Source organism: Streptomyces sp. BK208, assembly GCF_004364245.1.
Lineage (GTDB): Bacteria > Actinomycetota > Actinomycetes > Streptomycetales > Streptomycetaceae > Streptomyces.
Window position 1 is genome coordinate 249062 of record NZ_SOAV01000006.1, and the last position, 23952, is coordinate 273013.

General features: G+C 71.9%; 25 protein-coding genes and 1 pseudogene. 16 read left to right on the plus strand and 10 right to left on the minus strand.

Translation table 11 applies throughout. The features are described from left to right. Positions 1-93 precede the first annotated feature (93 nt). The 4 genes from rpsL to tuf all read left to right on the plus strand — a co-directional run bounded on the left by rpsL (position 94) and on the right by tuf (position 4468). Entirely contained in the window at positions 94-465 is a 372-nt protein-coding gene (gene rpsL / locus EV562_RS17080) for a 30S ribosomal protein S12 (protein WP_003948652.1), read from the plus strand. Between the two features lie 2 nt (positions 466-467). Continuing rightward, positions 468-938: a 30S ribosomal protein S7 gene (gene rpsG, locus EV562_RS17085; protein WP_003974303.1), complete on the plus strand. Its 471-nt coding sequence runs from the start codon at positions 468-470 to the stop codon at positions 936-938. Between the two features lie 39 nt (positions 939-977). Further along, positions 978-3104 carry an elongation factor G gene (gene fusA, locus EV562_RS17090; RefSeq protein WP_133887669.1) on the plus strand — a complete coding sequence of 709 codons (2127 nt, stop codon included), beginning with the start codon at positions 978-980 and terminating at the stop codon, positions 3102-3104. A gap of 170 nt (positions 3105-3274) precedes the next feature. Beyond that, complete coding sequence (tuf, locus tag EV562_RS17095) at positions 3275-4468, plus strand: elongation factor Tu (protein WP_133887670.1); 1194 nt, start codon at positions 3275-3277, stop codon at positions 4466-4468. A gap of 106 nt (positions 4469-4574) precedes the next feature. On the opposite strand, the gene EV562_RS17100 is transcribed toward tuf, so the two are convergent. Together EV562_RS17100 and EV562_RS17105 are read right to left on the minus strand one after the other, a co-directional pair. Continuing rightward, positions 4575-7037 (minus strand): ABC transporter permease, encoded by a 2463-nt coding sequence (locus EV562_RS17100; RefSeq protein WP_133887671.1) that lies wholly within the window; start codon positions 7035-7037, stop codon positions 4575-4577. Next, complete coding sequence (locus tag EV562_RS17105) at positions 7031-7771, minus strand: ABC transporter ATP-binding protein (protein ID WP_133887672.1); 741 nt, start codon at positions 7769-7771, stop codon at positions 7031-7033. The genes EV562_RS17100 and EV562_RS17105 overlap by 7 nt, the downstream gene beginning before the upstream one ends. A 235-nt stretch (positions 7772-8006) precedes the next feature. Between EV562_RS17105 and EV562_RS17110 the strand changes: the two genes are divergently transcribed. The 3 genes from EV562_RS17110 to EV562_RS17120 all read left to right on the plus strand — a co-directional run bounded on the left by EV562_RS17110 (position 8007) and on the right by EV562_RS17120 (position 11346). Continuing rightward, positions 8007-9422 (plus strand): sensor domain-containing protein, encoded by a 1416-nt coding sequence (locus EV562_RS17110; RefSeq protein WP_133887673.1) that lies wholly within the window; start codon positions 8007-8009, stop codon positions 9420-9422. After that, positions 9401-10054, plus strand: coding sequence for a response regulator transcription factor (locus EV562_RS17115; RefSeq protein ID WP_133887674.1), 654 nt, complete (start codon positions 9401-9403; stop codon positions 10052-10054). Before EV562_RS17110 ends, EV562_RS17115 begins: the two co-directional genes overlap by 22 nt. A gap of 152 nt (positions 10055-10206) precedes the next feature. Further along, positions 10207-11346, plus strand: coding sequence for a hypothetical protein (locus EV562_RS17120; RefSeq protein ID WP_133887675.1), 1140 nt, complete (start codon positions 10207-10209; stop codon positions 11344-11346). A 106-nt stretch (positions 11347-11452) separates the two neighbouring features. Here EV562_RS17120 and EV562_RS17125 read toward each other — a convergent pair whose 3' ends face one another. The 3 genes from EV562_RS17125 to EV562_RS17135 all read right to left on the minus strand — a co-directional run bounded on the left by EV562_RS17125 (position 11453) and on the right by EV562_RS17135 (position 14948). Then, positions 11453-12826 (minus strand): alpha-lytic protease prodomain-containing protein, encoded by a 1374-nt coding sequence (locus EV562_RS17125; protein ID WP_133887676.1) that lies wholly within the window; start codon positions 12824-12826, stop codon positions 11453-11455. Positions 12827-12952: 126 nt separating this feature from the next. Continuing rightward, a complete protein-coding gene (locus EV562_RS17130) occupies positions 12953-13900 on the minus strand; it encodes a LysR family transcriptional regulator (RefSeq protein WP_133887677.1) in 948 nt (315 codons plus the stop codon). A 64-nt stretch (positions 13901-13964) separates the two neighbouring features. Then, complete coding sequence (locus tag EV562_RS17135; protein WP_133887678.1) at positions 13965-14948, minus strand: YafY family protein; 984 nt, start codon at positions 14946-14948, stop codon at positions 13965-13967. 56 nt (positions 14949-15004) lie between these two features. On the opposite strand from EV562_RS17135, the gene EV562_RS17140 reads away from it, so the two are divergent. Next, positions 15005-15412 carry a VOC family protein gene (locus EV562_RS17140; RefSeq protein ID WP_133887679.1) on the plus strand — a complete coding sequence of 136 codons (408 nt, stop codon included), beginning with the start codon at positions 15005-15007 and terminating at the stop codon, positions 15410-15412. Between the two features lie 12 nt (positions 15413-15424). On the opposite strand, the pseudogene EV562_RS17145 reads toward EV562_RS17140, so the two are convergent. Both EV562_RS17145 and EV562_RS17150 read right to left on the minus strand, forming a co-directional pair. Continuing rightward, positions 15425-15760 (minus strand): annotated as a pseudogene (locus tag EV562_RS17145) (hypothetical protein); the annotation flags it as partial. A 34-nt stretch (positions 15761-15794) separates the two neighbouring features. Next, positions 15795-16226, minus strand: coding sequence for an ATP-binding protein (locus EV562_RS17150; RefSeq protein WP_133887680.1), 432 nt, complete (start codon positions 16224-16226; stop codon positions 15795-15797). A 158-nt stretch (positions 16227-16384) separates the two neighbouring features. Here EV562_RS17150 and EV562_RS17155 point away from each other — a divergent pair, with 158 nt between their 5' ends. After that, entirely contained in the window at positions 16385-17233 is an 849-nt protein-coding gene (locus EV562_RS17155; protein ID WP_133887681.1) for a helix-turn-helix transcriptional regulator, read from the plus strand. Beyond that, positions 17230-17421 (plus strand): DUF397 domain-containing protein, encoded by a 192-nt coding sequence (locus EV562_RS17160; RefSeq protein ID WP_133887682.1) that lies wholly within the window; start codon positions 17230-17232, stop codon positions 17419-17421. Before EV562_RS17155 ends, EV562_RS17160 begins: the two co-directional genes overlap by 4 nt. Here EV562_RS17160 and EV562_RS17165 read toward each other — a convergent pair. Further along, a complete protein-coding gene (locus tag EV562_RS17165; protein ID WP_133887868.1) occupies positions 17372-18271 on the minus strand; it encodes a helix-turn-helix transcriptional regulator in 900 nt (299 codons plus the stop codon). The genes EV562_RS17160 and EV562_RS17165 overlap by 50 nt on opposite strands. Positions 18272-18366: 95 nt before the next feature. Here EV562_RS17165 and EV562_RS17170 point away from each other — a divergent pair, with 95 nt between their 5' ends. The 3 genes from EV562_RS17170 to gdhA all read left to right on the plus strand — a co-directional run bounded on the left by EV562_RS17170 (position 18367) and on the right by gdhA (position 20947). Beyond that, positions 18367-19128: an SDR family oxidoreductase gene (locus EV562_RS17170; protein ID WP_133887683.1), complete on the plus strand. Its 762-nt coding sequence runs from the start codon at positions 18367-18369 to the stop codon at positions 19126-19128. 1 nt (position 19129) lies between these two features. Further along, complete coding sequence (locus tag EV562_RS17175; protein ID WP_133887684.1) at positions 19130-19351, plus strand: 4-oxalocrotonate tautomerase family protein; 222 nt, start codon at positions 19130-19132, stop codon at positions 19349-19351. 237 nt (positions 19352-19588) lie between these two features. Beyond that, positions 19589-20947 carry an NADP-specific glutamate dehydrogenase gene (gene gdhA, locus EV562_RS17180; RefSeq protein WP_166661834.1) on the plus strand — a complete coding sequence of 453 codons (1359 nt, stop codon included), beginning with the start codon at positions 19589-19591 and terminating at the stop codon, positions 20945-20947. A gap of 90 nt (positions 20948-21037) precedes the next feature. Here the strand turns inward: gdhA and EV562_RS17185 are convergent, their stop codons facing one another. Next, positions 21038-21397 carry a hypothetical protein gene (locus EV562_RS17185; RefSeq protein WP_133887686.1) on the minus strand — a complete coding sequence of 120 codons (360 nt, stop codon included), beginning with the start codon at positions 21395-21397 and terminating at the stop codon, positions 21038-21040. Positions 21398-21450: 53 nt separating this feature from the next. Next, positions 21451-21810: a MerR family transcriptional regulator gene (locus tag EV562_RS17190; RefSeq protein WP_133887687.1), complete on the minus strand. Its 360-nt coding sequence runs from the start codon at positions 21808-21810 to the stop codon at positions 21451-21453. 594 nt (positions 21811-22404) lie between these two features. Here EV562_RS17190 and EV562_RS17195 point away from each other — a divergent pair. From EV562_RS17195 to EV562_RS17205, 3 genes are all read left to right on the plus strand, one after another. Continuing rightward, positions 22405-23052, plus strand: a complete 648-nt coding sequence (locus EV562_RS17195) for a hypothetical protein (protein WP_133887869.1) — start codon at positions 22405-22407, stop codon at positions 23050-23052. A 16-nt stretch (positions 23053-23068) separates the two neighbouring features. Then, positions 23069-23401 (plus strand): hypothetical protein, encoded by a 333-nt coding sequence (locus EV562_RS17200; RefSeq protein ID WP_133887688.1) that lies wholly within the window; start codon positions 23069-23071, stop codon positions 23399-23401. 82 nt (positions 23402-23483) lie between these two features. Then, positions 23484-23951, plus strand: a complete 468-nt coding sequence (locus EV562_RS17205; protein ID WP_133887689.1) for a hypothetical protein — start codon at positions 23484-23486, stop codon at positions 23949-23951. Position 23952 lies beyond the last annotated feature (1 nt).

Below are 23952 nucleotides of genomic sequence, written 5' to 3' on the forward strand. Positions count from 1 at the left end.
GGCGGGGGTTAGCGGCTTCGACACACCCGACCGCGTGGGTCGGCGACGTTCCAGGTTAGCTTCACCATTCGGCACACAGAAACCGGAGAAGTAGTGCCTACGATCCAGCAGCTGGTCCGCAAGGGCCGGCAGGACAAGGTCGAGAAGAACAAGACGCCCGCACTCGAGGGTTCCCCTCAGCGCCGTGGCGTCTGCACGCGTGTGTTCACGACCACCCCGAAGAAGCCGAACTCGGCCCTGCGTAAGGTCGCGCGTGTGCGTCTGACCAGCGGGATCGAGGTCACCGCTTACATTCCGGGTGAGGGGCACAACCTGCAGGAGCACTCCATCGTGCTCGTGCGCGGCGGCCGTGTGAAGGACCTGCCGGGTGTTCGCTACAAGATCATCCGCGGCTCCCTCGACACCCAGGGTGTCAAGAACCGCAAGCAGGCCCGCAGCCGCTACGGCGCCAAGAAGGAGAAGTAAGAATGCCTCGTAAGGGCCCCGCCCCGAAGCGCCCGGTCATCATCGACCCGGTCTACGGTTCTCCTCTGGTGACCTCCCTGATCAACAAGGTGCTGCTGAACGGCAAGCGCTCCACCGCCGAGCGCATCGTCTACGGCGCCATGGAGGGCCTGCGCGAGAAGACCGGCAACGACCCGGTCATCACGCTCAAGCGCGCTCTCGAGAACATCAAGCCGACCCTCGAGGTCAAGTCCCGCCGTGTCGGTGGTGCGACCTACCAGGTCCCGATCGAGGTCAAGCCGGGCCGTGCGAACACGCTCGCCCTGCGCTGGCTGGTCGGATACTCCCGCGCCCGTCGCGAGAAGACCATGACCGAGCGTCTGCTCAACGAGCTCCTCGACGCCTCCAACGGCCTGGGTGCCGCTGTGAAGAAGCGCGAGGACACGCACAAGATGGCCGAGTCCAACAAGGCCTTCGCGCACTACCGCTGGTAGTCGCTACCCACATCGAGACCGAGAGAAGACTGAAGCCTTATGGCTACCACTTCACTTGACCTGGCCAAGGTCCGCAACATCGGGATCATGGCCCACATCGACGCGGGCAAGACGACCACCACCGAGCGGATCCTGTTCTACACCGGTGTGTCGTACAAGATCGGTGAGGTCCACGACGGCGCCGCCACGATGGACTGGATGGAGCAGGAGCAGGAGCGTGGCATCACGATCACGTCTGCTGCGACCACCTGTCACTGGCCGCTCGAGGACAACGACTACACGATCAACATCATCGACACCCCGGGGCACGTCGACTTCACCGTCGAGGTGGAGCGTTCCCTGCGCGTGCTCGACGGTGCCGTGACCGTGTTCGACGGTGTCGCCGGTGTCGAGCCGCAGTCCGAGACGGTGTGGCGTCAGGCCGACCGTTACGGCGTGCCGCGTATCTGCTTCGTCAACAAGCTGGACCGTACCGGCGCCGAGTTCCACCGCTGCGTGGAGATGATCTCGGACCGCCTGGGCGCCCAGCCGCTCGTCATGCAGCTCCCGATCGGTGCCGAGGCCGACTTCCAGGGCGTCGTGGACCTCGTCCGCATGAAGGCGCTCGTGTGGTCCGCCGAGGCGGCCAAGGGCGAGATGTACGACACCGTCGACATCCCGGCCACGCACACCGAGGCCGCCGAGGAGTGGCGCGGCAAGCTGGTCGAGGCCGTCGCGGAGAACGACGAAGAGATCATGGAGCTGTTCCTGGAGGGCCAGGAGCCCACCGAGGAGCAGCTGTACGCCGCGATCCGTCGCATCACCATCGCGTCCGGCAAGTCCGACGACACCACGGTCACCCCGGTGTTCTGCGGCACCGCGTTCAAGAACAAGGGCGTCCAGCCCCTGCTCGACGCGGTCGTGCGCTACCTGCCGACCCCGCTCGACGTCGAGGCCATCGAGGGCCACGACGTCAAGGACCCCGAGGTCGTCGTCAAGCGCAAGCCGTCCGAGGACGAGCCGCTGGCCGCGCTCGCGTTCAAGATCATGAGCGACCCGCACCTCGGCAAGCTCACCTTCGTCCGGGTCTACTCGGGCCGCCTGGAGTCCGGCACCGCGGTGCTGAACTCCGTCAAGGGCAAGAAGGAGCGCATCGGCAAGATCTACCGCATGCACGCCAACAAGCGTGAGGAGATCGAGTCGGTGGGCGCCGGCGACATCGTCGCCGTCATGGGCCTGAAGCAGACCACCACCGGTGAGACGCTGTCCGACGACAAGAACCCGGTGATCCTGGAGTCCATGGACTTCCCGGCGCCGGTCATCGAGGTCGCGATCGAGCCCAAGTCCAAGGGCGACCAGGAGAAGCTGGGTGTCGCCATCCAGCGTCTCGCGGAGGAGGACCCCTCCTTCCAGGTGCACACCAACGAGGAGACCGGCCAGACCGTCATCGGCGGTATGGGCGAGCTTCACCTCGAGGTGCTGGTCGACCGGATGAAGCGCGAGTTCAAGGTCGAGGCCAACGTCGGCAAGCCGCAGGTCGCCTACCGTGAGACGATCCGCAAGACCGTCGAGCGCGTGGACTACACCCACAAGAAGCAGACCGGTGGTACCGGTCAGTTCGCCAAGGTGCAGATCGCGATCGAGCCGATCGAGGGCGGCGACGCCTCGTACGAGTTCGTGAACAAGGTCACCGGTGGCCGCATCCCGAAGGAGTACATCCCTTCGGTGGACGCCGGTGCGCAGGAGGCCATGCAGTTCGGCATCCTGGCCGGCTACGAGATGACGGGCGTCCGCGTCACGCTCATCGACGGTGGCTACCACGAGGTCGACTCCTCCGAGCTCGCCTTCAAGATCGCCGGTTCGCAGGCCTTCAAGGAGGCCGCGCGCAAGGCTTCGCCCGTGCTCCTGGAGCCGATGATGGCCGTCGAGGTCACCACGCCCGAGGACTACATGGGTGAGGTCATCGGCGACATCAACTCCCGCCGTGGCCAGATCCAGGCCATGGAGGAGCGTGCGGGTGCCCGCGTCGTCAAGGGCCTCGTGCCCCTGTCGGAGATGTTCGGGTACGTCGGCGACCTCCGCAGCAAGACGTCGGGTCGCGCAAGCTACTCGATGCAGTTCGACTCCTACGCCGAGGTTCCCCGGAACGTCGCCGAGGAGATCATCGCGAAGGCCAAGGGCGAGTAACGGACTCCGTTTAACGGACCCCGCAAACACGCTTTAGGCTTGACCCCGGAGCCTGCATGGGGCATTCCGCCGCGAAACCGGCGGAATGCCCCCGGCACCCGGGCTTTCCAGCAAAGATCACCTGGCGCCGATGAGTAAGGCGTACAGAACCACTCCACAGGAGGACCCCAGTGGCGAAGGCGAAGTTCGAGCGGACTAAGCCGCACGTCAACATCGGCACCATCGGTCACATCGACCACGGTAAGACGACCCTCACGGCCGCCATTACCAAGGTGCTGCACGACGCGTACCCGGACATCAACGAGGCTTCGGCGTTCGACCAGATCGACAAGGCTCCCGAAGAGCGCCAGCGCGGTATCACCATCTCGATCGCGCACGTCGAGTACCAGACCGAGGCGCGTCACTACGCCCACGTCGACTGCCCCGGTCACGCCGACTACATCAAGAACATGATCACGGGTGCGGCGCAGATGGACGGCGCCATCCTCGTGGTCGCCGCCACCGACGGCCCGATGCCGCAGACCAAGGAGCACGTGCTCCTGGCCCGCCAGGTCGGCGTTCCGTACATCGTCGTCGCCCTGAACAAGGCCGACATGGTGGACGACGAGGAGATCCTGGAGCTCGTCGAGCTCGAGGTGCGTGAGCTCCTCTCCGAGTACGAGTTCCCGGGCGACGAGCTTCCGGTCGTCAAGGTCTCCGCTCTGAAGGCCCTCGAGGGCGACAAGGAGTGGGGCAACTCGGTCCTCGAGCTCATGAAGGCCGTGGACGAGTCCATCCCGGAGCCCGAGCGCGACGTCGACAAGCCGTTCCTGATGCCGATCGAGGACGTCTTCACCATCACCGGTCGCGGTACGGTCGTCACCGGCCGCATCGAGCGTGGTGTCCTCAAGGTCAACGAGACCGTCGACATCATCGGCATCAAGACCGAGAAGACCACCACCACGGTCACCGGCATCGAGATGTTCCGCAAGCTCCTCGACGAGGGCCAGGCCGGTGAGAACGTCGGTCTGCTCCTCCGTGGCATCAAGCGCGAGGACGTCGAGCGCGGCCAGGTCATCATCAAGCCGGGCTCGGTCACCCCGCACACCGAGTTCGAGGCCCAGGCCTACATCCTGTCGAAGGACGAGGGTGGCCGTCACACCCCCTTCTTCAACAACTACCGTCCGCAGTTCTACTTCCGTACGACGGACGTGACCGGCGTCGTGACCCTCCCCGAGGGCACCGAGATGGTCATGCCGGGTGACAACACCGAGATGAAGGTGGAGCTCATCCAGCCCGTCGCCATGGAAGAGGGCCTGAAGTTCGCCATCCGCGAGGGTGGCCGGACCGTGGGCGCCGGCCAGGTCACCAAGATCAACAAGTAAGTTCGCTTGCTTGTCGGTCACTGACCTGACATGGGCTGATGCCTGAGGAAGGGCCCGCACGACTTCGGTCGTGCGGGCCCTTTCGCGTGGGTGCGGCCCGTGGGCGTCACTCCCGTAGCGCCGCCTGTTCCACGGGGCGGCGGCGCAGGGCCGGCCAGGCCGTGATCACCGACGCGGTGACGGCCAGTACCGCGCAGCCGCCGACGACTCCGGCGAGGACGGTCCAGGGCAGCCGGGGGGCGCTGCGCACCGACAGCAGGCGCAGCGCGCTCCACATGCCGGCCAGGTTGACGCCGGCCGCGGCCAGGCCGAGCAGCGCGCCGACCGCCACCACGGTCAGCGACTCGGCGCCGACCAGCCGCAGCACCTGCCCCCGGCCGGCGCCCGCCAGCCGCAGTGCCGCCAGCTCCCGTGCCCGGTCGGAGGTGGCCATCACCATGGTGTTGACCAGGGAGATGCCGGTGTAGAGGAGGGCGATGCCGAGGATCAGGAAGAGGCCGATCCGGGTCGGGCCGTCGGTCGCCGGGTAGGTGGCCCCGACCCACTCGTCCCGGCTCGACACCTGCCCGCCGGCCGGCCCCGCCGCCTGGCGCAGGGCGTCGGCCACCGCACCGGCGTCGGCGCCGGCCGCGACCGTGACGTCCACCCGGTCGACCGCGGCGCCCGGGGCGTTGGCTGCGGTGACGTAGACGCCGTTGTCACCGGTTCCGGTGGCCATCACGGCGGCGATGCGCAGGGTCCGCTCGGTGCCGTCGCCGAGCCACACCCGCACCCGTTGGCCGACGGTGTGCCGCTCCCATTCCTCGTTGACGACGATCGAGCCGTCGTCGAGGCCGGTCGCGCTGCCCGCGGTGAGCGGCAGCCGGGTGGTGGCGGGGAGGGACGCGGGGTCGGCGACGGCCCGCGCGCCGGACCTGACGAGGGCCACTCCCTCTTCCAGGACGTACACGGCGGTCGAGGAGGAGGGGGAGACGGCAGCCGCCCCCGGGACGGCGCGCAGCCGGTCCACCGTCGCCGGGTCGAAGCCGCCGCCGTGCGGCGCCGAGACCACGTAGTCCGCGGCGGTCCGCTCGCGGGTCTCACTCGCGCCGGCCTCGTTCAGCGTCGCGGTGGCGCCCAGCAGCGAGCCCGCGAGGGCGACCGTGACCAGGACGGGTGCCGCGACGGCGGCCGTGCGGCGGGTGCCGGTGGCGGCGTTCTCCCGCACCAGCATGCCCGCCGCCCCCGGGAGCAGACTCGGCAGCCAGGTCAGCAGGCGGGTCAGCGGGCGCACCACGGCGGGGGCGAGCAGCGCGGCGGCGGTGATCAGCAGCATCGGGCGGAGCACGTACGTCTTGCGGTGCAGCAGCTCTCCGGGGCCGTCGGCGAGGGCGAGGGCGAGTGTCACCAGCGCGGTCAGCAGCAGCGCCGCGCCGCACAGCCACCGCCCCCGGGTCATGGCCGCCGGCTCCCCGGACGCCTCCCGCAGTGACTGCGCGGGGCCGGTCCGGCCGGCCCGCCAGGACGCCGCGGTCACGCCGCCCAGGGCGACGAGCAGGCCGGTCCAGAACGCCGCGTGGTACGGCCACGTGTGGTCGCCGATGGTGAACCAGGCCGGTGCCAGGCCCTCGCCGACCACCCACGAGGCCAGGTGCGGGGCGCCGTACGAACCGAGCAGGCAGCCGGCCGCCGAGGCGAGGACGCCCACCGCCAGGCCCTCGGCCAGCACCGTCCGGCGCACCTGCCCGGGCGTCGCCCCGGCGGTGCGGAGCAGGCCGAACTCACGCCGCCGCTGTGCCACCGCGAAGGCGAAGGTGGACGCCACGACGAACACCGACACGAAGGCGCAGACGCCGCCGGCCGTGCCGAACAGGGAGTTCATCGCGGTCAGCGCCTCGCGGTCCCGTTCGGGGTCCGCGTCGGCGTACCGGCGGTCGCCCCCGGTCAGCACCCGCACGCCCGCGCTGCCGCGTACCGCCTCCCGCACCGCCGCCGGGTCCGCGTCGACCACGAGCTGGAGACTGACGGGGGAGAGCCGGGCGGCCTGGGCGTCGGTGTAGAAGACGGCGTGCTCGAAGCCGCGGCCGGCCACCGTGCCGACGACCTCCACGGCACCCCGGTCCGTGCGGAGCCGCTCGCCGGGCGCGGCCCAGTCGCCGCTGACGACGACCTCGCCCGCGGCGCGCGGGGCACGGCCCGTGTCGATCTCGTACGGGGCGAACGCGGCGGTGGACCACGGGTGCCCCACCAGGTCGGCGGGCCCGGCCTCGCTGCGCACCGGGAAGGAGCGGTCCTCGACGACCCGGCTCAGCCGCCGCAGGCCGGCGACCGTTCCGGCGGGCACGGCACGCGGCTGGGCGAGCCGCTGGGTACGGTCGCCGATCGGCGTGCCCACCCGCAGTATGTCCGGCCCGCGGACCACGACCGGCGCGGCGGCGAACCGTTCCGGCGCGCGGTCCGGCGCGTCCCGCGAGGAGGCGAGCGCCAGCCCCGTCACCGCGAGCAGCGCGACGCCCAGGGACAGGGCGACGAAGCTGCCGGTGAAGGTGGTCCAGCGGGTGCGCAGGGTCCGCAGGGTCAGGGTCAGCACGGGAGGGCCTCCAGCCGGGTCATGCGGGCGGCGACGGCGTCCGCGTCCGCACCGGTCAGCTCGCCGTCCGGGCGGCCGTCGACCAGGAAGACCACGCGGTCGGCGCAGGACGCGGCGACCGGGTCGTGCGTGACCATGACGACCGTCTGGCCCTCGCGGTCGACCATGCCGCGCAGCAGGGCCAGCACCTCCCGGCCGGTCCGCGTGTCCAGGGCGCCGGTCGGTTCGTCACCGAAGAGCACGTCGGGACGGGTGATCAGGGCGCGGGCCAGCGCGACGCGTTGCTGCTGGCCGCCCGACAGCTCGGCCGGCCGGTGCCGGGCGCGGTCGGCGAGGCCGACCCGGTCCAGCACCTCGCGCACCCGGGACCGGGACGGGCGGCGGCCCGCCAGGCGCAGGGGGAGCGCCACGTTCTGCGCGGCGGTCAGGGACGGCAGCAGGTTGTACGACTGGAAGACGAACCCGATGCGCTCGCGGCGCAGCAGCGTCAGCCGCCGCTCGCTCAGTCCCGTCAGCTCCGTGCCGCCGACGACGACCGACCCCGAAGTGGGCCGGTCCAGGCCGGCCGCGCACTGGAGGAGCGTCGACTTGCCCGAGCCGGAGGGGCCCATGACGGCGGTGAAGGAGCCGCGCGGGAAGACGAGGGAGACCTCGTCGAGGGCCGTCACGGCGCTGTCGCCCGCGCCGTACCGCCTGCTGACGGCGTGCAGCCGGATCGCCTCGTCGCTGGTCATCTGTCCCCACTTCTCGGTCGGTACTTCTGGGCCGGTACTTCAGGGCCGGTACTTCAGGGCCGGCCGCCCTGGCCGGTGCCGGGTGGCGCCGGGTGTCCGGTGCCCTCACGAAACCGCGCGGGGCGGCACCGGCGCAGTGCGGCAGGGGAGAGAACGGGGGTATGGCAGGCCCTACCCCCGTTGCTATGTCCGGGCCGATGGCCGGTCCGCGCACCGTGGTCCTACGGTGATCCGCATGCGCCCCCGAAACGTGTGGCAGGCCCTGCCCGCCCCCGGCTTCCTGCTGTCGGCCTGGCCCTGGCGTGCGGCCGCCTACCTGCTCACCGGCGCGGTGACCGGTGCCGTGACCCTGGTGGGGCTGCTGGTCGTGGTGACCGTCGGCGGTGTCCTCTCGGTCGTCGTCGTGGGGCTGCCGATCCTGGTGCTCGTCGCCTTGGCGGGCCTGCCCGTGGCCCGGCTGGAGAGGCTTCGGCTGCGGCTGGCCGACCGTGTCCCCGCGCCCGGCCGGCCCCGGCGGCAGCCCACCGCCTTCGGTCCCTGGCCCTGGCTCACCACCCGCCTGCGCGAGCCCGCGACCTGGCGTGACCTGGGCCATGCCCTGCTGTTCGCCCTCGTGCTCTGGCCGTGGGACGCCCTGGTCGCCGTCGCCGTCCTGCTGCTTCCGCTCGCCACCCTCGCCACCCCGCTGCTGATGGCCACCGTCGGCGACGGCGAGGATGCCAAGGTGCTCAAGCTGTGGACGGTCACCACCTGGCCGGAGGCGTTCGGAGTGGCCCTGCTCGGTCTGCCGCTGCTCGTCCTGGGCGCCTACGCGCTGGGCCTCGCGGCGGGCGCCCGGGCCGCCCTCGCCCGGGTCCTGCTGGACGCCCCGCGTGAGGCGGGCCTGGACGCACGGGTCGTCGAACTCACCCGCTCCCGCGTCCGGTTGGTGGACGCCTTCGACGCCGAACGCCGCCGGATCGAACGCGACCTGCACGACGGTGCCCAACAGCGCCTGGTCGCCCTGTCGATGACCCTGGGCCTGGCCCGCCTCGACGCACCGCCCGGCCCGCTGGCCGATCAGCTGGCCAGGGCCCACGGGGAGGCGGGCCGGGCCCTGGAGGAGCTGCGTGAGCTGATCCGCGGCATCCACCCTAAGGTCCTCACCGACCACGGCCTGTCGGCGGCCGTCGAGGACGCCGCCGACCGCTCCGCCGTCCCCGTGGACGTCCGTCTGGAGCTGCCCGGCCGGCTGCCCCGGGCGGTCGAGGCCGCCGCCTACTTCGTGGTCTGCGAGGCCCTCGCCAACGTGGCGAAGCACAGCGGTGCCGACCGGGCCGAGGTGACCGGCGGGCACCGGGACGGACGGCTGCGCCTGGAGGTCCGCGACGACGGCCGGGGCGGCGCCGTGGCCGGTCCCGGTGCCGAGGCCGGGACGGGGGCTGGGACCGAGGCCGAGGCCGAGGCCGGGACTGGGACTGGGACCGAGGCCGGTGTCGGTCCCGGTGCCGGTTGCGCGGACGCCGAGGAGGCCCGTGCCGGCAGCGGCCTGACCGGTCTGGCCGACCGGGTGTCGGTCCTGGATGGCAGACTCTCGCTGTCCAGCCCGCCGGGCGGCCCGACCCTGTTGCGCGTGGAGATTCCTTGCGAGTGGACCGAACGCTTCGCGTAGTACTGGCCGAGGACAGCGTGCTGCTGCGGGACGGTTTGAGCGGCCTGCTCGCCCGCTTCGGCCACCAGGTGGTGGCGGCCGTCGGCGACGCCGACGCCCTCGTCGCGGCCGTGGCGGAACACGGCCCGGACATCGTCGTCACCGACGTCCGCATGCCGCCCGGCTTCCAGGACGAGGGTCTGCGCGCGGCCGTACGCCTGCGCGGGGAGCGGCCCGCCCTGCCCGTCCTGGTCCTCAGCCAGTACGTGCAACGCGCCTACGTCTCCGACCTGCTGGACTCAGGCGACGGCACCGGCGTCGGCTATCTGCTCAAGGACCGCGTCGGCCAGGTCGAGGAGTTCGTCGACGCGCTGGCCGAGGTCGCGGCCGGCGGCACGGTCGTCGACCCGGAGGTCGTACGCCAGTTGCTGCGCCGCCGCCGGGACCCGCTGGAGCGGCTCAGCCCGCGTGAGCGGGAGGTGCTCGCGCTGATCGCGGAGGGCAGGTCCAACGCGGCGATCGCCCGCGGACTCGTCGTCTCCGAGGCCGCCGTGGGCAAGCACATCGGCAGCATCCTCACCAAGCTCGACCTGCCCCCGGCGACCGAGACCCACCGCAGGGTGCTGGCGGTGCTGGCGTACCTGCGGGGGTGACGCGGCTCTGCGTGACAGGTGTGCGGATTCGGTCACAGATCCCGCACCGACCGGCACTCACCTCCGTCCGACGGCACGATTGACCGCCGGATCTCCCCCGAGGGCCCCTTCCGGGGCCTCACCCGGCACACCGTCACCAGGAAAGCGAGCCCGTGAGCACCGTCCCGCCCTCCGACCGTCCCGGCGACGAACCGGCCCCCTCGATATCCGACGAGCAGTTGGAGGCGTTCCTGCGGGAGGCCGCCGAGGGCGGTGGCGCCCCCGCGCCCAAGGAGCCGTCGGCGCGGGCCCGGATGGTGGCCGCGCGGCTGCGGGACCAGGAGGAGCCGACGCCCTGGCGTGCACCTCCACGCTCCCCGAAGGGTGACCGCCGCACCGGCCGTCGCCGGGTGGGCGCGGTCGCCGGCGTGGTGGTGCTGGCGGCGCTCGCCCTGGTCGCCGTACGGCCCTCGCTGGTCCTCGACCGGCTCCCCGGCGGCGACGACGGCTCCGCGCCGGCGACGCTCGCGGCCGAGACGGCGCGGCCGACCGGCGCTCCCGCCGAGGCCGGCGGGGCGGAGCAGGCCACCCGCGAGCACCCGTTCCGGGGTTCGCCCGCCGAGCGGTGGGCCGAGGGCGCCGACGCCATCGAGGTGCCGGAGGCGAAGGCGCTGTCCGGCCTGAGCGAGGACGACGTGGCCTTCGCGCTGCGCCGCACCAAGGAACTCCTGGTCGCCGCCAACCTGGACCCCGCCGTCCTGCGCGGCGGACGGCCGGACGACGCGCTGGACGTGCTGGACCCGAAGCAGCCGGAGCTGCTGCCGAAGCTGCGCCGCTCCCTGAGCAGCCCCGACGAGGACCACGACCCGCTCCGGCTCTTCACCCGCTTCGACCCGGCCGAGACCCGGCTGCTCGGCGACGCCGTCAAGGTCCGCGGCCGGATGACGCTCGCCGCCGGCGAACCGGGCGTCGTGAAGGTCAACGCGGACTACAGCTTCGTCTACCCGCTGGTGCGGGCGAACGACTCCCACGGACCGGTCGCGCGCACCGTCATCCGCCGCGATATCACCCTGACCCTGAACGACCCGGCCCGCTGGGACGTGACCGAGGGCAAGCTCCTGATGGAGAAGTACTTCTCCGAGTACGGCAACACCAGTTGCGCCGTGCACGACGGCTACCTGCACCCCGGCTTCCCCGACGACGACGGTCCCGGCGGCGAGCGGCCCACCGGCCCCCCGACCGACCCCTACGACCGCCACCGGCCCGTCACCGGTTCCGGGTCGGGAGGCTGCGGTCAGGTCACCCGCACCTGAGGCGCGCGAGCCCGGGGCCACGCGCCGACGTGACCGGGCCCGGGCGCTCTCCCTCACGCACGCCCGGACCCGTCCCCCGTTGTCCCCTGTGGGGGGCAGTGGGGTGTCACATCCGCTGCCAGAGCGCGGGGACGTTCGGCGGCTCCCAGCCCGCGTAGGCCTGGTGGCCCTGGAGGCAGCGGTAGGTGGCGCCGCCGTACGTCACGGTGTCTCCCGGCTGGTAGACGGTGCCCGCCGCCCAGGTGCCGCCCGGCTCGCCGGGGTCCTCGCCGCCGTCGCCGCCGGTCGTCCTGAGCGTGAGCCCGTAGTTCTGGAGCAGCGCGTTGATCGGCTGGAAGAAGGTCTCGCCGCCGGACCGGCAGTCGCCGGAGCCGCCCGAGGTGACCCCCTGCGCCTGGCTCCCGGAGATGAAGGAGCCCCCGGAGTCGCCGGGTTCGGCGCACACCGTGGTCCTGGTCACCGGGGAGATGGTGCCCTCCTGGTAGGTGACGCTGGTGTTCAGCTGCGCGACGGTGCCGCAGTGCCAGCCCGTCGTGGAGCCGGAGCGGCAGACGGACGCGCCGACCGGAGCCGCCGTGGAGCCGGTGACCTGGACGTTCTGCCCACCGGAGCCCAGGACGTACGGGGTCGCCGTCCAGCTGGAGTCGGTGGCCACCCACGCCATGTCGCGGCCCGGGAAGATCGAGCCCTGGAAGGTGCCCTGGGCCACCCGGTTGGCGCCCGTCGTACCGGCGCCCGCCCGGCCGCAGTGGCCCGCGGTCGCGAAGCCCTGCCGGGTGCCCTTGGTGACGGGGAAGCCGATCGAGCAGCGGCTGCTGTTGTTGATGTAGTACGCCTCGCCGCCGCGCAGGTCGTAGAAGGTGCGGGGCCGCTCCGTGCGGCTCTCGACGCGGGCGAGGGAACGGTCGACCCCTGCCGCCGCCAGCAGTGAACGCGCCGCCGCCGGGCGTATCGCCTCGACGACGACGGTGTTGGTGCGGGTGTCGACGTACCAGACGGGCGCGTCGGCCGTGTCGCGCCGTGTCGCGGCGCGGTCCAGGCGGGCCTTGGCCGCGTCCAGGTCGGCGAGCGAGTGGCGTACGACCTTCGCCTCGGCGCCCCGGGCCTCGATCGCGGGGACGTCGCCCGCGTCGGTCGTCGCGACGGTCAGGGTGCCGGACTCGGCACCGCTCACCCACGCCCCCGCGAAGTCACCGCCGAGCGCGAGCCGCAGCCGGGCCGCCGTGGCCCCCGCCTCGGCCTCGTTGCCGAGACGGCGCTCCGCCTGCCCCCGGTCGAGGCCGAGATCGCGCCGCATCGCCTTCAGCAGAGCGGGCGGCGCGGCGTCGGTGCGCAGGGACTCGGCGGCGGTGGGGGCTGGGCCGACGGGTGCCGTCCCGGCGCTCGCGGAGCCGCTGAGCCCGGCCACGAGCAGGGCCGCGGTCGCGGCGACGGCGGCACCCACGGCTCTGTGGTGCCGGGGTCGGGGTCGGTGGGGCATGGGGGTCTCCTCGGTCTCGGTGGGGAGGTGCCGAAACCGTAGGGAGCGACGACCGGCCGCCATAAGACCTCAGTCGTCCCCCTCCCCGGCGTTATGGATGCCGTACCGCAGGGGCGGCGGGAGGCGTCAGGGAACCCGGTGCGCCGACATCCACTCCGTGTAGCTGTCGCTGCTCGCCGCCACGCCCGCGTGTGCCATGCGCGCCTGGGAGAGCACGGCGTCGGCGGTCTCCCGGCGCTGCGTCGCCGCGTGCCAGCCGAGCAGGTGCCGCCAGGTCAGCGGCGTCCCGGCGAGCGGGCGGGTCACGATCCGGGGCGTGGTGGGGAAGGTCGCCCGGCACAGCCCGACCGCCCGCCCCACCTGCACCAGGTGCACGAGCGAGGCGGTGTCCGTCTCGTACATGCGGCGCGGGGTGAAACCGGAGCGGGCGCAGGACGCGGTGAAGCAGTCGCCGAAACAGCCGTCGCCGGGTACGCAGGCCCACTCCTCGTCGGCCAGTTCCGTCAGGTCGACCTCGGCGCGGTCGGCGAGCGGATGGCCGTCCGGCACCATGACGAACACCGGGTCCACGGCGACCTCCCGCCACACCAGCCCCGCACCGGCGGGCGGCGAGGCGGTGCCGCACGTCCCCGCCAGGGCGAAGTCCAGCCTGCCCTCGGCGAGCTGCCCGGCCAGCTCCCGCTCGGACCAGGAGGTGCACGTCGTCATCCGGGCGTCGGGCGCGACGCCGGCCAGCCGGTCGAGGAGGGCGCCCAGCAAGGGCCCGTGGGTGCCGCCGATCCGCAGCCGCTCCGCCGTGCGCGGCGCCCGGGCGAACCGGGCCGCCTCCTGCTGCAGCTCGGTCACCGCGGGCAGCACGATCCGGCTCCGCTCCAGCACCAGCTCGCCCAGCGCGGTGGCCCGGACGCCGTGCCGTCCGCGGACGAACAGCGCGCCTCCCAGGGCCCGTTCGATCCGCTTGAGCTGTGCGCTCAGCGCGGGCTGCGCGAGGCCGAGTGCCGTCGCCGCCCTGGTCAGGCTCCCGGCGTCGGCGATGGCCCGGACCGTCTTGAGATGCCGCAACTCCAGCTCCATGAGGGGAGCTTGCGACGCGGTGAGGACCGGGGCAAGGGGTTGGTACGGACCTGTGGAGGAAACTTCAAGTACCCGTGCCGTCGTTCGCGGCGAGCATCTCCCGGGTCCGGTGCACCAGCGCCTCCCGCACGGAGTCCGGCGCCAGCACGCGCAACGGCGTGGCGAGACTGAACAGATACCCGGCCAGTCCCTCCGCGCTCGACCCGCCGACCTCGACGACGGTGGCGTCCGGACCGTCGGCCCGGTGCAGCCCGACCGTGGCGGGGATCAGCCGCAGCGCCTGCTCCATGGACACCGGAAGACGGACGGTGGCCAGCAGCGCGTACGGCCCGGTCGCGCTCGCGCGGGACACGAGCAGCGCCGGATCGGGCGGCGGGTCGGTGAACTCGACGGCCCGCCCGGTCGGCTGCACCCGCTCGACCCGGTCGGCCCGGAAGGTCCGCCACTCACCCCGCTCGACGTCCCGCGCCACGAAGTACCAGCGCCGCCCGGTGTGCACGAGCCGGTACGGGTCGACGTCCCGGACACTGGCCCGCCCCTCCCAGTCCCGGTACGCCATCCGGGCCCGCTCGCCCCGCCGGCACGCGGCCGCCAGCTCCAGCAGCGTCCCCGCCACGACCTGCGGCTCACCGGCCCGCGGCGTCTGCACGAACGCGGCGTCCATGTCCCCGAGCCGGTCGCCCAGCCGCCTGGGCAGCACCTGCCGCAGCTTCAGCAGCGCGGACAGCGCCGCCTGGTCCCCGCCGAGCGCCCCGCTCAGGGCGGCCTCCCGCAGCCCGACGGCCACGGCGAGGGCCTCCTCGTCGTCCAGGATCAACGGCGGCGTACGCGTCCCCGGACGCAGCCGGTACCCGCCCCACGGGCCCGGGTCGGAGTCGACGGTGTACCCCAGCTCGCGCAACCGCGCCACGTCCCGCCGCACGGTCCGCTCCGTGACCTCCATCCGCTCGGCCAGCTCCCCGCAGGTCCAGGCGGGACGGACGGCGAGCAGGGAGACCAGCCGCAGCAGCCGGGCGGAAGTACTGAGCACGGCTGCGAAGTCTGCCACGTACCGGGAGCCGACCAGGACCGAACCTGTCCTGGTCACGTCCTACGGTCGCTGCCATGACGACGACGGAGAACACTCCCGCGCCCACGGCCCCGGCCTTCCGCTACTCGGCCGTCACCTTCGACTGTTCCGACCCCGCCGAGCTGGCCCGCTTCTGGGGCGAGGCCCTCGGCCTGGACGTCGCCTTCCACACCGACGACTTCTACCTCCTCGGCGGCGGTGACGGCGCACCCGGCCTCGGCTTCCACCGCCTCCCCGGCTACCGCCCGCCCACCTGGCCGGGCACCGGCACCGGCCAGGAGAAGCAGGCCCACATCGACGTCGGCGTCGCCGACCTGGACGCGGGGGAGGCCCGCCTGCTCGCCCTGGGCGCGACGAAGCCGGAGTTCCAGCCGTCGCCGGACCGCTGGCGGGTGCTGCTGGATCCGGCGGGGCATCCGTTCTGCGTGTCCACGGTGGCGTGAGCGGGAGGAGGGCTACGCGCCCCCGAAGACGGCCTCGGCCGAGGGGGCGGTCACGGCCCGTGCGAGCCAGTGACGGAGAACCTCGGGATCGCCGCACTCCGTGATGCGCGTACGGACACCGTCAGGGATGTCGAGGCCACGCTGTTCCAGGACCGGCAGCACATCCCGGGCGCCCTGCTGGGCACGGCCCTGTTCGCGGCCTTCGTCGCGGATCTCTTCGGAGATGTACGACTTGTAGAAGGAGAGGTCCACGGCCACCGGATTCCTCCAGAGGTGCCTGGCCGGGCGATTGCCCAGCCGGTGTGCGGTGAATTCGACGACGGGGGCGGCAATGTCTTCGGGCGCGTCCGGCTCTTCGTAGGGCACCGACGGCACCGGAGCCTCAGAACGCGGGTTCCGGTGGCGCACAGGGCAGCTCCGCCCAGACCGTCTTGCGCGGGAACCGGCCCTCGGTCACCCCCCACCGGTGCGCCAACGCCTCCACCAGCAGCAGGCCACGGCCGGACTCGGCGTCGGGGGAGGGATGCTGGGGGCGGGGAAGTTCCTGGCCCCGGGTGTCGGTGACCTCGATGCGGAGCGTGTCGCCGACGACGTAGAGCGTGAGCCGGAAGTCCCGACCGGGGACCCGCCCGTGGTCCGCCGCGTTGTTGGCCAGCTCGGCGACCAGGAGGCGGGCCGGGTCCAGGGGCAGGCCCCAGGAGCGGAGCTGCTCGGTCGCGAGCAGGCGGGCCAGCCGGGCTCCGCGTGGCGTCGGGGAGAGCTGCACGCTGAAGTTGCGGACACGGGCCGTGAGTTCGGGGGATTTCTGGTTCACGTCACTCAGCGTGGCGGTGTGTGCGTACCGTGAGAAGTGACTCAGCGGGTACGTACGGTGACTGTCCGGTGGTTGTCCAGCGGTGTCGGTGCTGTCGGGGCGGTGCGTGCGGGTAGGGCGCTGGGGGCAGCACGGCGAGCGCGACGAAGGGGTGCGGGATGACGGTCCGGACGGACGAGTCGGGGTGGGAGGTCGACCCCGACGACGAGTGGGGTGTCGCGGTCATCGCCACGGTGGGACGGCAGTTGAGGCTGCGCCGCGAGGCGGCGGGCATGCGGGCGGGCGATTTCGGCGTGGCGGTCGGGTACGGGGAGGACCTCGTCTACAAGGTCGAGGGCGGCAAGCGGATTCCCCGGCAGGAGTACCTGGACAGGGCCGACGAGGTGCTGGGGGCCGGCGGGCTCCTCTCGGCGGCCTGGGAGGACGTGAAGAAGGTCCGGTACCCGAAGAAGGTGCGGGAGCTGGGGAAGCTGGAGGGGAAGGCGGTCGAGATCGGCATCTACGAGTGCAACAGCGTCCACGGGCTCTTGCAGACACCGGATCACGCTCGCGCGCTGATGGAGGCCGCGCAGCCGCCGTACTGTTCGGACGACGTACAGCGCATGGTGGCCGCCCGCCTGGCGCGGCAGTCGGTCTTCGAGCGCGATCCCGCACCGTCGATCCACTTCGTCCTGGAAGAGGCCCCGCTGCGTCGGCCCGTTGGCGGCACAATGGTGTGGCAGTGCCAACTCGAACGCCTGTTGGAGGTGGGGAGGTTGAACCACGTCTCGCTTCAGGTGATGCCGACGAACACGGACGCCCACCCGGGCGTGGACGGCAAGATCGAGCTGCTGAAGTTCCCGGACGGTACGGCCGTTGGGCGCAGCGACGGTGCGTTCAACGGTCGGCCGACCGCTGAGCCGAGGGAGCTACGCATCCTCGAGCTGCGGTATGGCACCATCCGGGCGCAGGCTCTCCCACCCAGAGAGTCGCTCGCCTTCATCGAAGAACTGCTGGGAGAAACATGATCCGCGAGACCGAACTGGTCTGGTTCAAGAGCAGCTACAGCAGCGGTACCGACGGCAACTCCTGCGTCGAACTGGCCCTCACCCCCGGCACCGTCCACGTCCGTGACTCCAAAAGCACCGACGGCCCCCGTCTGACCCTCACCCCCGCCGCCTGGGCGACGTTCCTGCCGTACGCGTCGCAGCGCTGACCGTCGGCTCGACGACCTCCTGTGTGCCGACCACCGAGAGCAGCTCCAGCAGCCCCGCGCTGTCCGTCCCGACGGCCGGAGTGAACCAGAGGAGCCGCTGCCGCCCGTCCTCGCTGAAGAGATTGAGGCAGTTGACCTCGATCAGGCCCAGGGTGGGATGCACGAGGCGTTTGCGGTCCTCCCGCCGCCGGAAGGCCACCTCGTGGTCGGCCCACAGCGCGGCGAACTCGGGGGAGACGCCGAGCAGCGTACGGATCATCGAGCCGACCTCGGCGTCCTTCGAGTCCCGCCGCGCGGCGGCGGCCCGCAGGTCGGCGACGAAGGACCGGGACTTGCCCTCGTGGTCGGCCTCCGGATACAGGCGCCGGGCGTCCGGCTCGGTGAACCACCGGTGCACGAGGCTGGCCCGGGGCCCGCGGAAACCGGACTGGTCCCCGAGCAGCGCCACGGCCAGCGGATTCTGTACGAGGGTGACGTGCAGGTCGGTGATCACCTGCGCCGGTGTCGACGTCATCCGCCCGAGGAGGTCCAGCATGCCGGGGTGGACGTGCGAAGCGGCCCCGCCCTCCACGGGCACCGGCCGGTCGGCGAGCCGGTACAGGTAGTCCCGCTCGTCGGCGGACAGCCGCAGGGCGCGGGACAGCGCGGCGATCATCTGCTCGGACGGCTGGGACCCGGCGCCGCGCTCCAGCTCGTTGTAGTAGTCCACGGAGGCCCCGGCGAGCTGGGCGACCTCCTCGCGGCGCAGCCCCGGCACCCGGCGGCGCGGCCCGGCCGGGAGGCCCACGTCGGCGGGGCGGATGCGCTCACGCCGCGACCGCAGGAACGACCCCAGCTCGGCGTACTTCACAGCGCTCATGCGGTCCATTCTGCGCCCGCCGGGGACGGTGACCCATGGGGTGACATCCCCTGGCTGCGTCGGCCGACCGGGCGCATCGTGGACGCATGACCACGAACACGAACCAGAACACAGCGGCGGACGCCCGCGTGGCGATCGTCACCGGCGGATCGCGCGGCATCGGCCGGGCGGTCGCGCAAAAACTCGCCGAGGACGGCCTGGCCGTCGTCGTGAACTACGCCCGAGGGGCCGCGGCCGCCGACGAGACGGTGGCGGCGATCACCGAGGCCGGCGGACGGGCCGTCGCCGTACAGGCCGACGTGGCGGAGGAGAAGGAGGTCGCCGCGCTGTTCGACCGGGCGGAGGCGGACTTCGGCGGCGTCGACGTGGTCGTGAACGCCGCCGGGCGGATGACCCTGTCGCCCATCGCCGACCTGGACCTGGCGGCCCTGGACGCCATGCACCGCACCAACATCCGCGGCACCTTCGTCGTCGCCCAGCAGGCGGCGCGACGACTGCGACCGGGAGGTTCGTTCATCGGCTTCTCGACCTCCGTGGTCGGCGCGCAGTTCCCCACGTACGGCGCCTACGCGGCGAGCAAGGGCGCGGTCGAGGCGATGACGATGATCCTGGCGCGGGAGCTGCGCGGGCGGGACATCACCGTGAACACGGTCGCCCCCGGCCCGACGGCCACCGACCTGTTCCTCGACGGCAAGACGCCCGAGCAGATCGACCGGCTCGCGAAGACACCGCCGCTGGAGCGGCTGGGCACCCCGGAGGACATCGCCGCCGTGGTCGCCTTCCTGGGCAGCCCCGCCGGGCACTGGGTGAACGGCCAGGTCCTGCGCGCCAACGGAGGGCTGGTCTGACATGCCCTTCGCCCACTTCAAGGTCCCCGCGGGCACGATCACGCCGGAGGACAAGAAGAAGATCGTCGAGCGCACCACCGACCTCTACGCCGAGATCTACGGCGAACGGGCCCGTCCCACGACCGTCGTCCTCGTCGACGAGGTCCCCGACGGCGGCTGGGGCGTGGCGGGCAACGTCCTGACCGCCGAGATGCTCAACGGCGAGCCGCAGCCCCGACCGTAGCCCCCGGGCTGTGATGATCGCAGTCGGCGCCGACGCCGACGCCGACGCCCGTGGCGCCGTATCCGTATCCGTATCCGTAGCCGGTCCGGGAGGACTTCGTCTCATCCAGTGATCGGGTGCTGGCCATGGGGTTTACATGCGCGTAACACTTAAGTGTCCCGCGCGCGGCAACGGCGCCGAGCGCCCCTCACCGGCCGCTGCATGCGACCGGTGCCTGCCGTGCGAGAAAGGGCCCCTGTGACGACGCGAAGCGAGACGCGGACCACCCTCGACCACCTGCTCACCGAGATCGAGCACCGCAACCCGGCCCAGCCGGAGTTCCACCAGGCCGCCCACGAGGTCCTGGAAACCCTCGCACCGGTGATCGCCGCCCGCCCCGAGTACGCCGAGCCGGGACTCGTCGAGCGGCTGGTCGAGCCGGAGCGCCAGGTGCTCTTCCGGGTGCCGTGGCAGGACGACCAGGGCCGGGTCCGCGTCAACCGGGGCTTCCGCGTCGAGTTCAACAGCGCGCTGGGCCCGTACAAGGGCGGGCTGCGCTTCCACCCGTCGGTCAACCTGGGCGTCATCAAGTTCCTGGGCTTCGAGCAGATCTTCAAGAACGCGCTGACCGGTCTCGGCATCGGCGGCGGCAAGGGCGGCAGCGACTTCGATCCGCACGGGCGCAGCGACGCCGAGGTCATGCGGTTCTGCCAGTCGTTCATGACCGAGCTGTACCGCCACATCGGCGAGCACACGGACGTCCCGGCCGGTGACATCGGCGTCGGCGGCCGCGAGATCGGCTACCTCTTCGGGCAGTACCGCCGCATCACCAACCGCTGGGAGGCCGGCGTCCTCACCGGCAAGGGCCGGGGCTGGGGCGGCTCCCTGATCCGCCCGGAGGCGACGGGCTACGGCAACGTGCTCTTCGCGGCGGCGATGCTGCGCGAGCGCGGGGAGGACCTGGAGGGCCAGACCGCGGTCGTCTCGGGCTCCGGCAACGTGGCGATCTACACCATCGAGAAGCTGACCGCCCTCGGCGCCAACGCCATCACCTGCTCGGACTCCTCCGGCTACGTCGTCGACGAGAAGGGCATCGACCTGGACCTGCTCAAGCAGATCAAGGAGGTCGAGCGCGGCCGCGTCGACGCGTACGCCGAGCGTCGGGGTTCCTCCGCCCGCTTCGTGCCGGGTGGCCGGGTCTGGGAGGTCCCGGCGGACCTGGCCCTTCCGTCGGCCACGCAGAACGAACTCGACGAGAACGACGCCGCCGCGCTGATCCGCAACGGCGTGAAGGCGGTCTCCGAGGGCGCGAACATGCCGACGACCCCGGAGGCCGTCCACCTCCTCCAGCAGGCCGGCGTCGCCTTCGGCCCCGGCAAGGCGGCCAACGCGGGCGGCGTCGCGGTCAGCGCCCTGGAGATGGCGCAGAACCACGCCCGTACGGCGTGGACGGCGGAGCGCGTGGAGGAGGAGCTGGCGTCGATCATGACCAGCATCCACACCACCTGCCACGAGACCGCCGAACGCTACGACGCCCCCGGCGACTACGTCACCGGTGCGAACATCGCGGGCTTCGAGCGGGTGGCCGACGCGATGCTGGCGCAGGGCGTCATCTGAGGGACGGCACCGCGCAGGGGGTGCCCCGTACGGCCCGGTCGGCCGTACGGGACACCCGGCGAAAGGGCGAGGGCGCGGCGGTACGGGGCGTCAGTGGTCCGAGTAGCTGAAGTCCCCCACGGTCCAGGCGCTGACGTCCTCGATCGCCACCCGGTACATCCCGCCCGTCTCCGGGATGCCCATCGTGCCCTGGAGGATCCGGGCGACGTGGAAGTGCAGGTGGGTGGGTGCTTCCTCCTTCTCCGCCGGAGCGTCGAAGACGGCGGAGAAGGCGCCCAGGTCGGTGGAGCCGGTCAGTACCTCCGACACCCTCTGCCGCCACACGGACTCGGGGGCCAGGCGACCGGTGATGACAGCACCATGGGTGACCACGGTCAACGACATTCGACTGCTCTGCGCGGACTCCACACGGGCGGCGATGTCAATGAGCAGCTCATCAGGCTTCGACATGAGAACGGATTTTATCCGCAGGCCCGCCCGTCCGGGTGGCCCGGTCTGCGGCACTAGCCGGCAGGACGGACGGCACTCCCCGGCTTGTCCCCGGACGCCACGGCGCCACCGCGTCGCAGCTCCGCGTTGATCCGCTGAGCCTCTTCCAACTGGTCTTCCAGGATGATGATGCGGCAGGCGGCCTCGATGGCCGTCCCCTGGTCGACCATCTCGCGGGCGCGAGCGGCGATGCGCAGCTGGTACCGGGAGTAGCGACGGTGGCCGCCCTCCGAGCGCAGGGGCGTGATCAGCCGGGCTTCGCCGAGGGCCCGCAGGAAGGCGGGCGTGGTGCCCAGCATCTCGGCCGCCCGCCCCATGGTGTACGCGGGGTAGTCGTCGTCGTCGATCCGGTCCAGCGGTCTGTCCGCGGTCATCTGCACCTCTGTTGTGCACCTCTGTCGTGCGTCTCTGTCGGAGGAATGCGTCGAGGGGCCCTGGTGCCGTACGGCACCAGGGCCCCGAGGGATTTGTAACACCATCTGCCGGCCTACTGCACTGCCGGCCTTCTGATTCCCGCCCGTCCCTCGTCGGGGGGCGGGCAGTTGAGGGATCGCGGATGCGTGACCGTGGGACCACCTTCCGTTCCGGGGCCTGCGGTACCCGGTGAGAACGTTCTCGCCCGGGCGATCCTGATGGCGTCCTCCTCCTTCTCTTTCCGTGCCGTACTTCCAGGTACTGCGATCTTGCCGGTGTTGCTGATGTTGCTCTTCCACATGCGGGCAGTTCGTCTCTGCCGCGCCTCACGGACTTCTTGGCTACAAGAGAAGAGTAACCACAGCAGCAGCCGAATGTCTACAGCGGCCACGACAGATTTTCCTGCAAACGGATGAACGATTACCTGCACCGGGTCGCGCGCCTCATGCCGCCCCGTCCCCACGCACCGGACAGCGACGACGCCCGGCCGCCCGGCAATGGGACGATGGCGCGCAACAGTCGATCGAGTGACGAGCGGGGAGGCCGGGCACGACATGGCCCGTTACACGGAGGCACTGACCGTCGAACGGGGCGGTTTCCGCATCAAGGTCCCGGAGTCGTGGTGGGAGTTCGACGTACGTCCGGAGTCCCGGGACGACTCGATCCGCCGCATGGTCGACGAACGAATACGCCGGCACCCTGAGCTGAAGCCCTCCCGCTCCGCCTACGTCACCTTCCTCCAGAAGGCGGCGTCCGACGCCTGGAAGTCGGGCGCGCTGTACTGCGGCTGCATGGCGGAGAGCTTCGGCGGCGACACCCCGATCACCGGCTCGGTCACGGTCTCCCTGGTCGGCGGCCGCACGTCCTCCGGCGACCCCCTCCCCACCGACCCGGCCGCCATCGCCGGCCAGCTGGCGGTCAAGGAGGCCAGGAAACCCGGCGACTCCTGGCGCAAGGTCACCACGGTCGACATCCCCGGCGTCGGCCCCGCCGCCCGTACCCAGGGCGTGGAGGACATCCCGGTCCCGGACGACGCCCTGAACCGCACGGTCCGCGCGGTCCTCATGCAGACCTACATCCCGGTCCCCGGCCAGCAGGGCAAGGTCGCCCTGGTCGCGGGCAGCAGCCAGGTCCTCGACCTCGCGGACTCCTTCTTCGACATCTTCGACGCGATCACGTCGACGTTCCGGTTCGTGGACTGACGGGAGCGGGGGAGCGGTGACCGCCGAGTTCGTCCTCGACCTGGACGAGGGAATGCTGGAGTACTTCCGGGACATGGCCGACGTCCTCGTGGACCGCTGCGGCATCTGCCGCCCGGAGGCGGTGGCGAGGATCAACCGCCAGTACGCCGACCTGGAGGTCGACCCCTACCCGGACCTCCTGTGCCACGAGGCCCCCGAGTTCTGGGCCCTCCCCGCCTACTACGACCGCGGCGACCACCTGCTCCCTCCCACCGGCGACCCGGAGGCCGACGCCCACATCGACTTCTCCCGACTGCCGATCCGCCCGGCGCCGCCCCGGGACTCGGCGTTCTGGACGCTGCCGCGATGACGCCGACGCGGCGCGAGCCCACCGAAACGCTCCCGCCGGAGCCGGCACGCGAGCCGGTGCGCATCCCCTGGGCGGACTGACCATGTCGTCGACGCACTGGAACTGGGAGACCGGCGAAGGACTGCTGTCCCTGAACGAGCCGGCGGAGTGGGACGCCGCGTTCGAGCGCGGGGAGAGAAGCCTCGGCACGGCGGCCATCGGACTCGCCTTCAACTGCTCGCTGGAGGAAGCGTCACCCCGGATTGTCCGAGCGACGCAGCTCCCGGACATCGCCCAGCGAGGATTCGCCTTCACCGCGGCCGGAACGGCGGCTCGTCTCAACGGCACGTTGACGCCGGAGCTGTACTCAGCACTGCGAGCGGAAGGCCCGGGCCGCAGGAGCCTCGCGGGCGACGCCATCGACGACACCCTGACCTTCGTACCGTTCCGAAGTCTCCCGCCATGGCTGAAGTGCTGGAGCGTTGTCTCAACGGTCCTGAACAAGCTGGACGCGTGGCGGCTGAGCCTTGCCTACGCGGTGATCGACGCCTGGAAGGCGGTGCGCAGATGAT